Source organism: Niallia sp. Marseille-Q9988 (genome assembly GCF_976954375.1).
Window position 1 is genome coordinate 188549 of sequence record NZ_CDRJSZ010000005.1, and the last position, 13556, is coordinate 202104.

The window sequence follows — 13556 nt, forward strand, 5'->3', positions numbered from 1 at the left end:
GAATTGGATAATATACAATTAGAAAACACGGAACCAGTTATGGAAACCACAAAATTAAATAGTCAGAAAAAACTACAGTTATGGCTTAAAAATAATTTATTTAAAGACTGGAAAAATGCAATAGTAACGATTGTGACCCTAATGTTTACAATTTATTTACTTGCAAATATAGGGAAATTTTTATTTGCCAGTGAATGGAATGTTGTCACTGATAATTTGAGACTACTATTTGTTGGGCAATTTCCAATAGAAGAAATTTGGAGATTGTGGGTATCCCTTTTATTTATGTCTGTGTTATTAGGTACTTCTTGGGGAGTTTGGAGAGGGATAATCGGTCATGTAGCAATTAGTCTTGGTGCTCTATTATTAGTATTCGGCATTCTTCCGTATACAGAAAATGAATCCAAAGTATACTTGTTTTCATGTATTGCTACGATTGTTGTTTTTTATTTCGTTGGGAAATATGTTCCAAAATTAAAAATTCCTATGCTTGTACTATGGATATTATATATTCCAATCTGTCTTTCTATCATTAACGGATTTGGAGTATTAGAGCCTGTAAAATCAAATGTTTGGGGAGGATTCTTATTAACTTTAGTAATTGCGTCGGTAGCAATTATTTGTTCTTTTCCAATAGGTTTATTACTTGCAGTAGGTAGACGAAGTAAACTGCCTATAATAAAGTATTGCTGTATTCTGTATATAGAATTAATTCGTGGAATGCCTCTCATTATGGTTTTATTTATTGCACAATTATTGCTTCCTATGTTTCTTGGAGGTATTCAATTAGACAATGTTGTTCGTGCCATGATTGCATTCACCCTATTTAGTGCCGCATATTTAGCAGAAAATATTCGCGGTGGATTACAATCGATTCCGAGAGGACAATTCGAAGCAGCACAGGCACTTGGGTTAAATAATGTCAAAGTAATGATTTTTGTTGTTTTGCCACAAGCCTTAAAAGCCGTTATTCCTGCAATGGTTGGACAATTTATTTCTGTTTTTAAAGATACATCATTGGTTGCGGTGATAGGATTAGCGGATTTCCTTGGTATGGGGAAAAAAATCGCTGCCAACCCTGAATATCTAGGAAAATATATGGAGTTATACATTGTCATTGCGTTTATATACTTCATTTTCTGCTTTTTAATGTCCCATGTAAGTAAACATATCGAAAAATCACTTGGTGTTGGAACGAGATAGAAAGGAGAATCGGATTATATGGAAAGTGTATTTGGAGTAAATAAATTAACAACCCCTTTAACGGAGAGAGAAGATATTATTAAAGTAAATAAATTGAATAAATGGTATGGAGATCATCATGTATTAAAGGATGTAGATCTTACGGTTAAGCAAGGAGAGGTTATCGTTATTTTAGGACCATCTGGGTCAGGCAAATCAACCTTTATTCGTACGATTAATGCTTTAGAAGAATTTCAAAAAGGTGAAATCATTGTTGATGATATTGCATTAACCGATGATGTTAAAAATATTGAAGAGATTCGTAAAGAAACGGGAATGGTATTTCAATCCTTTAATTTATTTCCACATATGACAATTTTGAAAAATATTTCTTTAGCTCCTATCTGGGTGAGAAAGTGGAAGAAAACAAAAGCGGAGCAAATTGCAAAGGATTTGCTAGAAAGGGTAGGTATTCCTGAACAAGCGAATAAATACCCTGGACAATTATCAGGTGGGCAACAGCAGCGTGTTGCAATTGCAAGAGCATTAGCGATGCAGCCTAAGATAATGCTATTTGATGAACCTACATCTGCACTCGATCCAGAAATGGTAAAAGAAGTATTAGATGTTATGAAAACTCTGGCAGAATCTGGTATGACTATGCTTGTCGTAACACATGAAATGGGATTCGCAAGACAAGTAGCAGACCGTATTATCCTTTTTGATAAAGGAGAAATTGTAGAAATGGGTAAACCAGAAGAATTATTTGACAATCCTAAGCATGAACGGACGAAAGCTTTCTTATCTCAGATACTTTAAAAAAAGGCCATTTGGCCTTTTTTTGTTTATTCTATTTTAATATAGCGCAACTTCATCACCAACTATCTTTCTGCAATTCTCATAAGCAAGAGGAGAGGGGTGGATAAATAAGAATATTGGTGCAGTATAGTAAGTTTTTTAATGATGTAAAAATTTAGAAATTCATTTTGTATAAAAAATCACTATTTTGATAATTATATAAGTAGGTACAGAAAAATAGATGGTGATACCAATGAAGGGCCTAAGTAGACTTGAAGCAATCATGTGGAGTATTGCACTTCCAGGTTTTAGTCAGTTGTTATTGAAAAAATATTGGAAAGGAACATTGTTTGTTATTTTAGAGTTTATTATAAATGCGAAAAGTAACTTCAATATGGCAATTATGCTTAGTTTTTGTGGCAATATCCAAGAAGCGATAGACGTAATAGACTTTCAATGGATATTGTTTTATCCGTGTTTATATATGTTTGCGATGTGGGATGCTTATAAAGAAGTAATGGATACAGACAATGAATACGCATTTTTGCCATTTGTTTTTTGCGCATATTTTGTTACGGTGGGCGTTTTTTATTCAACAAAGTTGAAGCTATTTGGCGTATTGTTCGGTCCTGTTTTTTTACCGATGGTTTTTTTGATACCTGGTATCATTTGCGGTCATATAGTAAAGTATTGTTTAATCTATTATAGGAAAAAGAGACATTTGTGAAACGTATGCTAGATCCTAGATATAGGGTGAAAGCATAGGATTCATTATGTTTATTTAAAAAATTATCAGTAAAATAAAAAAATAGAAAAAACTATTGGCAAAATAGCTCAACTATGTATATAATTAATACATATTAATATTTGTATACTACTCAAAGGGGAGTAGCTTTTAGGTTGATACCTAAAACAAAGTCGTCAGTTCATGGCATTTGCCATCGGCTTTGTTGGCATATTAGTGCTTAGCAAGACCTTTGCCTATTTGGCAAAGGTCTTTTTTGCGCACTTTTGTACATAATAACGAGAGTTGTAGCAAAACCTGCTAATAGGAAGTATACAAATAAATACCTAAAGGGGGAAAAATTATTGGATGCGAGCATGTTATTAGAGTATGGTTGGGTTTTATTAATTCTAGTTGTATTAGAGGGGTTATTGGCAGCAGATAATGCAGTAGTTATGGCGGTTATGGTTAAACATTTACCTGCTGAGCAACAAAAAAAGGCGCTTTTTTATGGCCTATTGGGTGCGTTTGTTTTCCGTTTCGCTACGTTATTTATGATTTCGTTTTTGGTAGACGTATGGCAAGTTCAAGCGATAGGTGCCATTTATCTTCTCTTCATTGCGGTGCATAATATTTATGGCAAATATGCGAAGAAGAATGAAGGGGATAAGGAGAAGAAGACGAAGAAACAATCTGGTTTTTGGATGACTGTTTTAAAAGTAGAGTTAGCAGATATTGCTTTTGCAATCGATTCTATGTTAGCGGCAGTTGCGCTTGCAATTACCTTACCAAAAACAAATTGGTTTTCGCTTGGTGGAATTGATGGCGGACAATTTTTAGTTATGTTCATGGGTGGTTTGATTGGATTAATCATCATGCGTTTCGCAGCAAACTGGTTTGTCAAGTTACTTCATTCCCGCCCGTCTCTTGAAACAGCAGCATTTTTAATTGTTGGTTGGGTTGGTGTGAAATTGGCTGTATTTACTTTAGCACATCCATCTGTAGGATTCCTAGATGAACATTTTCCAGAATCTAAAATATGGAAAGGGATTTTCTGGGTTGTATTAGTAGCAATTGCAATTGGGGGATATTTCTTTTCCAATAAAGAAGCTGTTAAAACAAAGGAAAGCAATGCATAAAAGGTTAGAAAAAGCCATCCATATTTTGGAATGGCTTTTTCTAATAATTTATTCAACAAACTACGCTAGATTAGCGATATTACTGTGTTTTACCTGATAGTTCTGCTTGTGCTTGTTGAACAAGTCTTTTTGTAATTTCTCCTCCAACAGAGCCGTTGGCACGAGAAACGGTATCTGATCCTAAATTTACTCCAAATTCTTGTGCAATTTCATATTTCACACTATCTAAATATTGTTCAATTCCCGGAACTAATAATTTATTACTAGAAGCCATTCTTTTCTTCCTCCTTATTAATAGTACAGTGATTATTTATCAAATTCATTTGCAATTTATATGGAAATGATAAATGATTCTGTATTAATAATATATGGATTTTATTGAAGTTCATTAGTGGTAATGTTTGTTTATATGGGAGAAAATAGGATAAATTACAATCAACATAAATTTTTTGAAAAATTTGTTCTTGTCATTTGCTTTATGAAAAGAATTTCAAAAAAATGAATCTTTCCCAACTACATTTGCGTATCGTATAATGTTACAGTGCCTCTATAAAAGTTAAATAAACAATTATAATATAAGGTTGTACGACTAGGGATAGATAACTTATACTGTTTATTATTCATGCATAGAAAAAAAGATCTTATTAAAGAGGTTCTTTATTAATTAGCTTTGAAAGAAAGGGATTGTTTTTTAATGGGCAAGAAGTTTAAGTTAGTCCTTCAAAACCTAACTCCTGCGCAAATGATAACCAGCTATTATATATTAGCAGTTAGTATATCTGTTCTGTTATTGAGTTTACCAGGTGTACATAAAGAAGGAGTAACGGTATCGTTTATGGATACACTTTTTACTGCAGTAACAGCAGTAAGTGTAACAGGACTAACGGTAATTAATATCGCAGAGACATATAGTACATATGGAATTATCATCTTAATGCTTGTTTTACAATTTGGCGGAATTGGCGTTATGGCTATAGGAACATTTTTCTGGATGATTTTTCGGAGGAAGATAGGATTAAGAGAGAGACAGTTAATTATGATTGATCACAATCAGTCTAATCTGTCAGGGTTAGTCAATTTAATTAGAGAAATCTTTAAAATTATTGTAATCATTGAAGTTGTTGGAGCTATTATTCTTACATTGCAATTCCATAATTATTATCCTACCTGGAAAGAATCTCTTTTACATGGAGCTTTTGCGTCCGTTAGTGCTACAACAAACGGAGGTTTAGATTTAACAGGACAATCTCTTATTCCATTTAAGGATGATTATTTTGTACAGTTGGTAAATATCATTCTAATTACATTGGGAGCAATCGGTTTTCCTGTATTAATTGAAGGAAAGAATTATCTTTTTCCAAAAGAAGGGAATGTGAATCTTAAATTTTCTTTATTTACAAAGTTAACGACCATGACGTTTGGTTTTCTTTTGTTATTTGGAACAATTATGTTTATTCTTTTAGAATGGGGTAATTATTATGCAGGAATGAACTGGCACCAAATATTCTTTAATGCCTTTTTCCATTCTACGTCTACACGAAGCGGTGGGTTAGCAACAATGGATTTAAATGCATTTTCTATTACGACATTGCTTATTTTTTGTTTTCTTATGTTTATCGGTGCTTCTCCAAGTTCAGTCGGTGGTGGAATACGAACGACAACCTTTGCTTTAAACATATTATTTATTTATCATTATGCAAATGGAAACAGACATATAAAGATCTTTAAAAGAGAAATACATGAAGAGGATATAATAAAATCATTAGTAGTAACAATATTTGCAACTGGAATTTGTATTGTCGCTGTTATTGCTCTTTCCATAACTGAAAATGCCCCTCTTATTGCAATCCTTTTTGAAGTTTGTTCTGCTTTCGGTACTACAGGGCTTTCCTTAGGCTTGACTCCAGAATTATCTAACTTTGGAAAATGTGTGATTATGCTCCTCATGTTTATCGGAAGAATTGGATTGACTTCATTCATCTATATCATCGGTGGAAAAGAGAAAAAAGATAATTTCCACTATCCAAAAGAACGAATCATTATTGGGTGAAACACCACCTTTACGAAAACACCCTATTTAACTAATTAAAAACCCAAACAAGGATTGTACTTGTTTGGGTTTTTTTATAGTTAGAATACTTGTGTACCTTATTCCGTTTTAACAAATGTAGGGAAGCATATCTTCTTTTTGCTTGTGAATAATAAGAATGTAAGTGTGAAAGGAGAGATGACAAAAATGGCAAAGCGCAAGGCTGAATTTAATAGTGTAGAAAAATATAGTAAAACTCCGAAGAAAAACATCCAAGAAACGGAATTTTCTGCTGAATTTAGCAGAGGCGAGAACCCAATCAAAGGTGCTAATCGAAATTCTAAGCAAGGAAGAGAGGGAAATTAAATGTCGAAAAAACAAAAGAATCGTAAACAAACAGAGAGCTCAAATGTAGAATTTGGTCAAGAATTTGGCGATGTTAATGCAAGCAAATTCTTTGATACAGAAGCGTTAACAAAAGATAAAGTAAAGGGAAAAGCTAGAAGGAAATAAAGAAATCTTCCCATCAGTGAATCCGTAACTGATGGGAAGATTCTTCAAAATCTATCTATTCGAAGTATATGTCGACCGTTTAAAGAGTAGTTGTTTCAATTTTGAACTTCTTAACTCAATCAGCGGCTGTGTTAAAGAAATGATTATATTGCTTGAAAGCAGCATCGTTATTAAGAATGATACAACGACAATCATCACATAGGATCTCGGAGATACAAATATATCCGGCAAATCGCTTTGTCTAAAAAGACGAATAAAGAAACCGTGTAATAAATATACATATAACGTTGATTTACCAAATTTAGTAAAAAAATACTCCCTTTTTGGTACACATGTGAAAAAACAAAAAATCATTAGAAAGCTTAATATATAGAAAAATACTCGCATTGCCATTCCTGCAATATACCCTTCCCCTAATGTCTCATAAGATTTAGAACCAAATAACCATTGATAATTAATCGACGGAAAGAAATGAAAACCGATAAAAACAAGAGCGAAAATGATAATAGCGCTAATTTTAGCTTTTCTCGTTTTAACTAAATTGAAATGTTCCTTCTTCATATAAAAGCCCATTAAGAATAAAGGGAAGAAAACGAATGTTCTTGTTAAACTTAAATAGGTTGATGTCCAGTCAATCATACCTATTGCAAGTCCTAAAAGTAGGGATATAATAATCCCTTGTATCGGCTTTAATTTCACAAAAGCTAATAAGAAGATGTTCCAAAAAAATAAACTAATTAAAAACCATAATGACCAATGTGGTGTTAACGGTTCAATGGCAAAAGTCGACTTTCCATAAAGAAAATAATAAAAAATGCTGTATACTAATTGAAAGATCAGGTAAGGAATAATCAGCTTCTTTGCATATTTTTTTATATAGCCCTTATCCGAAATCCCCTTAGCAAAAAATCCCGAAATTAATATAAATGCCGGCATATGAAAAGTGTAAATTACTTTATATAACGTATAAATATTTTGATTGTCATTTATAAATGATTGGATAAAATGACCGAAGACAACGAAAAAGATCAAAATAAATTTTGCATTATCAAAGTAGTAATCCCGTTGTTTCATAAACTCATCCTTTCATGAATGGAAATATCATATATTTCACTAACTATATATAACACAAAATCCCTTGTTTTAATCGCATGTAGTCAATCTGTTAAATAAATAACTTTTATTTATTACAAAAATGAAATGAACTGGTGAACAACCCAAAGAGAAAAAATCTTATTTATCATAGCAGGTAAACCTTTAAATTTGTTTAATTTTTTGTGGGTCTCTATTAAGAAATAATAGGGGAGAAAGGGATATATTGGATAGATTGTGACAATTCATTTGTTTCTTTTAAATAGGGAGCTTCTTTTTCCTATTTATAAAAATAGTTTTATTCTCTTATTTTTTCCAGAAGTAAAGGAAATTCGAAAATTATGTAGAATAATGTAAACACTACGTTTGTAAGGAGGGTAACCACTAGGATGGATCGTATATCCTATTCAGAAGAATATCGCCAATTGCAGAAGAAACTAAGCGAAGTCGAGAAAGAGAATACAATTCTGAGAAAAAAACTAGAGGAAAAGAGTCATATACAGGATAGGCGATCAACTGTTTTCCAAACAATAAATGTAGGAATCATTATATTTGATAAAAATGGTGTTATTCGCGATATCAATACATTTCTTTGTGATAACTTTAACTTAAAAGTTGATCAAGTTGTCGGTAGAAATATAACCCACTTCCTTCAACAAGAAGAGCGTTCGATGATAAGAAATAATATTAACAATCTAATAACCAAATCTGATTTGCATTCAAAACGTAGCATATTACCGTTAACAATTAATAATAAATTACATTATTTTGAAACCTTAACAAGTTGCTTGCCATATGATATGGGTTTTGTAACAATCATCGAAAATATTACAGAAGAAATAGAGAAAGAGAAAGAAAAAGAAGAAACACAAATTTTGTATAATGAATTTTTTACAGAAGCACTAGATGGGATAATGCTATGGAAAGAAACAGGGCAAATTATTGCAGCTAATGCCTCTGCTCTTAAAATTTTTGAAAGCACGAAGGAACAATTGCTGACTTCGAAGATTAGTGACTATATTTATAAAAAAGATAAGCAATATGCTGAAATAGTCATGAATTTATATCATCAAAAGGAAAATCGTGATGAATTAATGTTTTTGATGCCAAATGGGCAGAAGAAAATACTGGAATTTACAACAAAACTCCATTCGGTGGAAGGTTTAAATATGAGTATTTTTCGCAATATAACGGAACGATACAAAATGGAAGAGGAAATAAGAGAAAGTAAGGCGATGTTCGAAAATATTTTTGAAGAAGTTTTTGATGGTATTATTATTTGGGATCAGAAATTTACAATAATAGATATGAATAAAGCGGCAGAACGTCTATTGTGCAAAAATAAAGAGCAAGTAATCGGTCTAGATTTATTATCCACTCTTCCTCCTGCTAAATCGATAGGCGAAGATATCAAGCCTAAATTAATTCATTTGAAGGAAGAAGGACAAAATCAAGGACTATATACAGTGAAATTTCAGAATAAATGGGAGTACACACAGCTAGAATATAGAAATAAATTTAATGTTTATTCTGGCTTAAATATTACTACGCTACGTGATATTACAGAGAATGCCATCTTGGAAGAACAACTGAGGAAATCATCTACATTAAATGTTGTAGGAGAATTGGCAGCAGGAATAGCACATGAAATTCGTAATCCAATGACAGCTTTAAAAGGGTTTATTCAACTATTAGAAACAGATGTGGCTTCTCCTGAAAATGAAATGTACTTTGGGGTAATAAAATCGGAGCTAACGAGAATTGAATCAATTATTAATGAATTTTTATTGCTTGCTAAGCCACAGGTAGTCAAATATGTAAAAAGTGATTTAAGGCAGATTATGAATGAAACGATGGAATTACTTCATGCTCAAGCAGTATTACAAAATGTTCAATTTATAAAAAAATACGAAGAAGAAATTCCGATGATTTACTGTGAACCTAATCAACTGAAAAAAGTATTTATAAATATTATCAAAAATGCAATAGAGGTATTAGAAGATGGCGGAGAAATCGAGGCTTCGATGGAAGTAAAACAAGATTACTTCCATATATCAATCCAGGATAATGGAAAAGGGATGAGTAAAGAAAAGCTAGCTAGAATAGGAGAGCCTTTTTATACGACAAAAGAAAAAGGAACAGGATTAGGTTTATTAGTATCTTATCAAATAATAGAAGACCATCAAGGGAAAGTGAAAGTAGAGTCGGAGCTGGGCATTGGTACGACTTTTCACCTCCTACTTCCAATAAACATAAACAAAATAGACTAATGGAATTATTACAAAAGACCCCGTTAATGTAAACTAGGTCTTTTTTTGTTGAAGTAAGGTAAAAGGGAAAGCATCTCGTAAACTTTGTCCGTTTTCTAAAAGATTGTTGTTTTTTCAATAGGAAAAAAGAATTAGTTAATACTGATTTTCTTTCTTGACACAACCAACTACTTTTATTAGTATCTAATTAGAAGGTTATGAAAGTAGGTGGTTGAATGCAATTAGATAAATTGGTTGCTTTTTATAAAACAATGGGAGACCCAACGAGAATAAGAATTATTTCTTTATTAGCAAACAAACCATGGAATGGGCAAGCTTTAGCAGATAAACTAGGCTTATCTGCCCCTACGATTACACATCATTTAAAGAAAATGCGTGAAATAAATATCGTCTATGATAGAAGAGATAAGAACACGATTTATTTTTATTTAAACAAATCTGTTATTTTGCAGCAAACAGAAGCCTTAAAAAAACTTGCTATAGGAATGGAGGAAAGTGTAATGACTGTTAACAATGAGGAACAAACAAAAATTATCGAAAACTTCTTTACTGCAGAGGGAAGACTTAAGAATATCCCTGCTCAAAGAAAGAAGAAATTAATAGTATTCAAATACATGTTAAAAGGATTAGTTTTTGGAAGAAAATATGAGGAAAAAGAAATAAATGAACATATAAAACAGTACTTTGATGATTATGCCACAATTAGAAGAGAATTTATCATTAATCATTTTATGTATAGAGAAAATAATATATATGAACTTAATCCAGAGGAAATGTGGGCAAAGTAAAAAATAGGAAGGACTGATCAACAGAGTCAAACAGTCCTTAAAAGAATGATCGGTATTTTTGTTAATATTGTTGCTATAATCCTCTGCCTAAATACACTTTGCTTTCAAATGGGAAAGCTTTTAATCCCCGTGTTTCGGCTATAGGATCTCACTCTCGCAAATCGAGACCACTGAAAAAGTGATAGCTATTGATGATTGATAGTAACCGCCTTTTAAACTTAGATGTGCAAATTGTTTTCCGAGGTGCCCACGTGACTCATAGGGGCGAGCGCCGAGCCGCTTCACAGCTCACGCTCCTGCAGGGTCTCGGACTTTCTCGCATCTCCCGTAGGAGTCGAGCGGACGCCTCTCCAAACCAACTTAATATTCGCTTTCAAATAAATAAATTCTTATTTAATTTGGAGATACTATTCTTTTTCAGTGCCCTCCGCAAATCCAAGAGGAGTCTAAGTTTATGTGTATTCAGGCTGCTCATTATTTCTACTTAGAATATTTTTATAAAAATGCTAAAATCAATTATAAAATTCTGGTTTGCGATCGGTAAAAATAGGGATAGTCTTCCGAACTTCTGTAACTTTATCTAAATGAACAGAGGCTGTTAGAATTTCTTCTTCTTCACCGGCTTCTGCTACGATTTCTCCCCATGGATCAATAATCATACTATGTCCTGCAAAGACATTATCAGGATCTGCACCAACGCGATTACAAGCAATTACAAAGCATTGATTTTCAATGGCTCGAGCAATAAGGAGGCTTTTCCAGTGTGCCAATCTTGGCTTTGGCCATTCAGCAACAACAAAGATTGCTTCCGCCCCTTTTGTTGTATGTGCTCTTATCCATTCTGGGAAGCGAATATCATAGCAAATCATACTAGCAAACATTCTCTCTTCTAAAGAAAACAATCCACTTGATGTTCCGCTTTTTAAATATAAATGTTCATCCATTAATTGGAAAAGGTGGAGCTTGTCATAGGTGTGGGCGACATTTCCTGATTTATCTATAACAATAAGGGAATTAAATATGCCATTTTCCTTCTTATTCGCAATAGATCCACCAATGATGTGAACTTGATGTTTAAGTGCTAATTCACTTAAAAAAGAGATAGTTCTTTTGGCATGATTATCAGCAATTGATGAAAGTCTTGCTAAGTCATAGCCCGTTGACCATAGCTCAGGCAATACAATGATATCGCAGTTATCTTTGCAAGCGGCCGTAATTTTTTCTTCTGCTTGCTGAAAATTATCTTCTGGTTTACCGAATGCAATATCCATTTGAATCAAACTAATTCGAAAATTCAAAAGCTAACACCTCTATTCATCTTCGTTATTTTCCTATATAATGATAATCAACTAAAAAATCCAATTATTAAGGTAATTTGGTTATATCATAAAAAAGCGAATTATTAAATGATTATTTTTGTATTGCATCATTTAAGTAAGTGAAATATTTTTAGCGATTATCCCACTATTAACGGACAGGAATACGCTCATTTCTTTTTGTAGGAGATTTGATAATCAACTGTTTGTAAAGGTTGAATGATTCCATTAACATCAGCGGGGAAAAAGAAGAAAAATTTCCCTGATGGAAGTTTCACTTTATCGTTTAAAGAAGGTGTGAGTTATATGAAGAAATATGAACAATCTCAGTTATTGAAAAATTTGCCAGAACAATTCTTTGCTTCATTAGTTACAAAAGTTAATAGCTATATTGAGAGAGGTTATGATGTGATTAATTTAGGACAAGGTAATCCAGATCAACCGACTCCTTCTACTATTATCCAGAGCCTGCAAGCTGCAGCAGAAGAACCGAAAAACCATAAGTATTCACCTTTTAGAGGCTATCCTCATTTAAAAACGGCCATTTCTCAATTTTACAAGCAAGAATATAATGTAGATTTAAATCCTGAAACAGAGGTGGCTATTTTATTTGGGGGGAAGGCAGGTCTTGTTGAAATTCCGTTATGTCTATTAAATCCAGGAGAAACAGTAATGGTTCCAGATCCTGGCTATCCCGACTATTTATCTGGGATTGCTTTAGCACAAGCAGAAACAGTTATGATGCCGTTGCGAGAACAAAATGGGTTTTTGCCCAATTATAAGGATATAGCAGAAAAGGATTTAGAGAAAGCAAAGTTAATGTTTTTAAATTACCCAAACAATCCGACAGGAGCGATAGCAACAAAGGAATTCTTTGATGAGACAGTTTCTCTAAGTAAAAAGCATGACATTTGTGTTGTCCATGATTTTGCATATGGTGCGATTGGCTTTGATGGAAAGAAACCAATTAGTTTTCTTCAAGCTGATGGAGCAAAGGATATTGGAGTTGAAATATATACATTGTCAAAGACGTTTAATATGGCAGGCTGGAGAGTAGCCTTTGCAGTTGGAAATAGCAGTGTTATTTCAGCTATTAATCTTTACCAAGACCATCTGTATGTAAGTTTATTTGGTGCGATACAGGAAGCTGCTTACACGGCATTAACAGAATCTCAAGAGAGTGTAAAAAGGATGAATGAGCTTTATGAAAAGAGACGAAATATATTAATAAAAGGACTCAACGAAATTGGTTGGGAAGTGAAGGCGCCAGAGGGATCCTTCTTTGCTTGGCTGAAAATACCAGATGGTTTTACGTCACAAGAATTTAGTGATTATTTATTAGAGACAGTACATATTGCAATGGCTCCAGGATCCGGTTTTGGTCAATTTGGAGAGGGATATGTTCGAGTGGGGTTATTAACAGAAGTGGATAGATTACAAGAGGCCATTGAAAGATTAAGTACACTTCCGATTTTTAAATAAGATGGAATAAAGCTATAAAATTTCATTTAGGATTGAATAGATTTTTATCTATTTAATCCTTTTTTAATATAAAGAGTACTAGCTTTTTTTATATGAGGGGAAATAATGGGCGGAAATAACCAAAAAGAAAGCGTTTGCTTACTTTAGTCATACCATTCGACTATTTTCGTCACGTTTCTTGTCGAACAACAGTAATGGTTAGATAGATAAATAGGTCTTTTTA

The 13556-nt window shown here is 32.9% G+C and carries 13 protein-coding genes and 1 riboswitch; of the genes, 10 read left to right on the top strand and 3 right to left on the bottom strand.

Annotated features, from left to right (window positions below; translation table 11 throughout):
• Positions 1–3: 3 nt before the first annotated feature.
• From ACWNMZ_RS10760 to ACWNMZ_RS10775, 4 genes are all read left to right on the top strand, one after another.
• Positions 4–1203 carry an amino acid ABC transporter permease gene (locus ACWNMZ_RS10760; RefSeq protein WP_031534120.1) on the top strand — a complete coding sequence of 400 codons (1200 nt, stop codon included), beginning with the start codon at positions 4–6 and terminating at the stop codon, positions 1201–1203.
• Positions 1204–1221: 18 nt separating this feature from the next.
• Complete coding sequence (locus ACWNMZ_RS10765; RefSeq protein WP_031534123.1) at positions 1222–2001, top strand: amino acid ABC transporter ATP-binding protein; 780 nt, start codon at positions 1222–1224, stop codon at positions 1999–2001.
• Between the two features lie 232 nt (positions 2002–2233).
• Complete coding sequence (locus tag ACWNMZ_RS10770; protein WP_031534125.1) at positions 2234–2707, top strand: hypothetical protein; 474 nt, start codon at positions 2234–2236, stop codon at positions 2705–2707.
• Positions 2708–2851: 144 nt separating this feature from the next.
• A riboswitch (yybP-ykoY riboswitch) is annotated at positions 2852–2947 on the top strand.
• Between the two features lie 122 nt (positions 2948–3069).
• Positions 3070–3843, top strand: coding sequence for a TerC family protein (locus ACWNMZ_RS10775; protein WP_031534127.1), 774 nt, complete (start codon positions 3070–3072; stop codon positions 3841–3843).
• A 79-nt stretch (positions 3844–3922) separates the two neighbouring features.
• Here the strand turns inward: ACWNMZ_RS10775 and ACWNMZ_RS10780 are convergent, their stop codons facing one another.
• Positions 3923–4117 carry an alpha/beta-type small acid-soluble spore protein gene (locus ACWNMZ_RS10780; protein ID WP_235250218.1) on the bottom strand — a complete coding sequence of 65 codons (195 nt, stop codon included), beginning with the start codon at positions 4115–4117 and terminating at the stop codon, positions 3923–3925.
• A gap of 420 nt (positions 4118–4537) precedes the next feature.
• On the opposite strand from ACWNMZ_RS10780, the gene ACWNMZ_RS10785 reads away from it, so the two are divergent.
• From ACWNMZ_RS10785 to ACWNMZ_RS10795, 3 genes are all read left to right on the top strand, one after another.
• Entirely contained in the window at positions 4538–5893 is a 1356-nt protein-coding gene (locus tag ACWNMZ_RS10785) for a TrkH family potassium uptake protein (protein ID WP_235250193.1), read from the top strand.
• 186 nt (positions 5894–6079) lie between these two features.
• Complete coding sequence (locus ACWNMZ_RS10790) at positions 6080–6238, top strand: hypothetical protein (RefSeq protein ID WP_192840940.1); 159 nt, start codon at positions 6080–6082, stop codon at positions 6236–6238.
• The gene (locus ACWNMZ_RS10795; RefSeq protein ID WP_192840939.1) at positions 6239–6385 is read left to right on the top strand and encodes a hypothetical protein; all 147 of its coding nucleotides are present in this window, start codon (positions 6239–6241) and stop codon (positions 6383–6385) included.
• 51 nt (positions 6386–6436) lie between these two features.
• Here ACWNMZ_RS10795 and ACWNMZ_RS10800 read toward each other — a convergent pair whose 3' ends face one another.
• A complete protein-coding gene (locus ACWNMZ_RS10800; protein ID WP_031534132.1) occupies positions 6437–7459 on the bottom strand; it encodes an acyltransferase family protein in 1023 nt (340 codons plus the stop codon).
• Positions 7460–7866: 407 nt separating this feature from the next.
• Here ACWNMZ_RS10800 and ACWNMZ_RS10805 point away from each other — a divergent pair, with 407 nt between their 5' ends.
• Both ACWNMZ_RS10805 and ACWNMZ_RS10810 read left to right on the top strand, forming a co-directional pair.
• On the top strand, positions 7867–9747 hold the full coding sequence (locus ACWNMZ_RS10805) for a PAS domain S-box protein (protein ID WP_251627373.1): 1881 nt from the start codon (positions 7867–7869) through the stop codon (positions 9745–9747).
• Positions 9748–9962: 215 nt separating this feature from the next.
• Positions 9963–10535 (top strand): metalloregulator ArsR/SmtB family transcription factor, encoded by a 573-nt coding sequence (locus ACWNMZ_RS10810; RefSeq protein WP_251627372.1) that lies wholly within the window; start codon positions 9963–9965, stop codon positions 10533–10535.
• 512 nt (positions 10536–11047) lie between these two features.
• On the opposite strand, the gene ACWNMZ_RS10815 is transcribed toward ACWNMZ_RS10810, so the two are convergent.
• The gene (locus ACWNMZ_RS10815) at positions 11048–11833 is read right to left on the bottom strand and encodes a carbon-nitrogen family hydrolase (protein WP_031534138.1); all 786 of its coding nucleotides are present in this window, start codon (positions 11831–11833) and stop codon (positions 11048–11050) included.
• Positions 11834–12157: 324 nt separating this feature from the next.
• Between ACWNMZ_RS10815 and ACWNMZ_RS10820 the strand changes: the two genes are divergently transcribed.
• A complete protein-coding gene (locus ACWNMZ_RS10820) occupies positions 12158–13333 on the top strand; it encodes a pyridoxal phosphate-dependent aminotransferase (protein WP_031534140.1) in 1176 nt (391 codons plus the stop codon).
• The last annotated feature ends 223 nt before the right edge of the window (positions 13334–13556 follow it).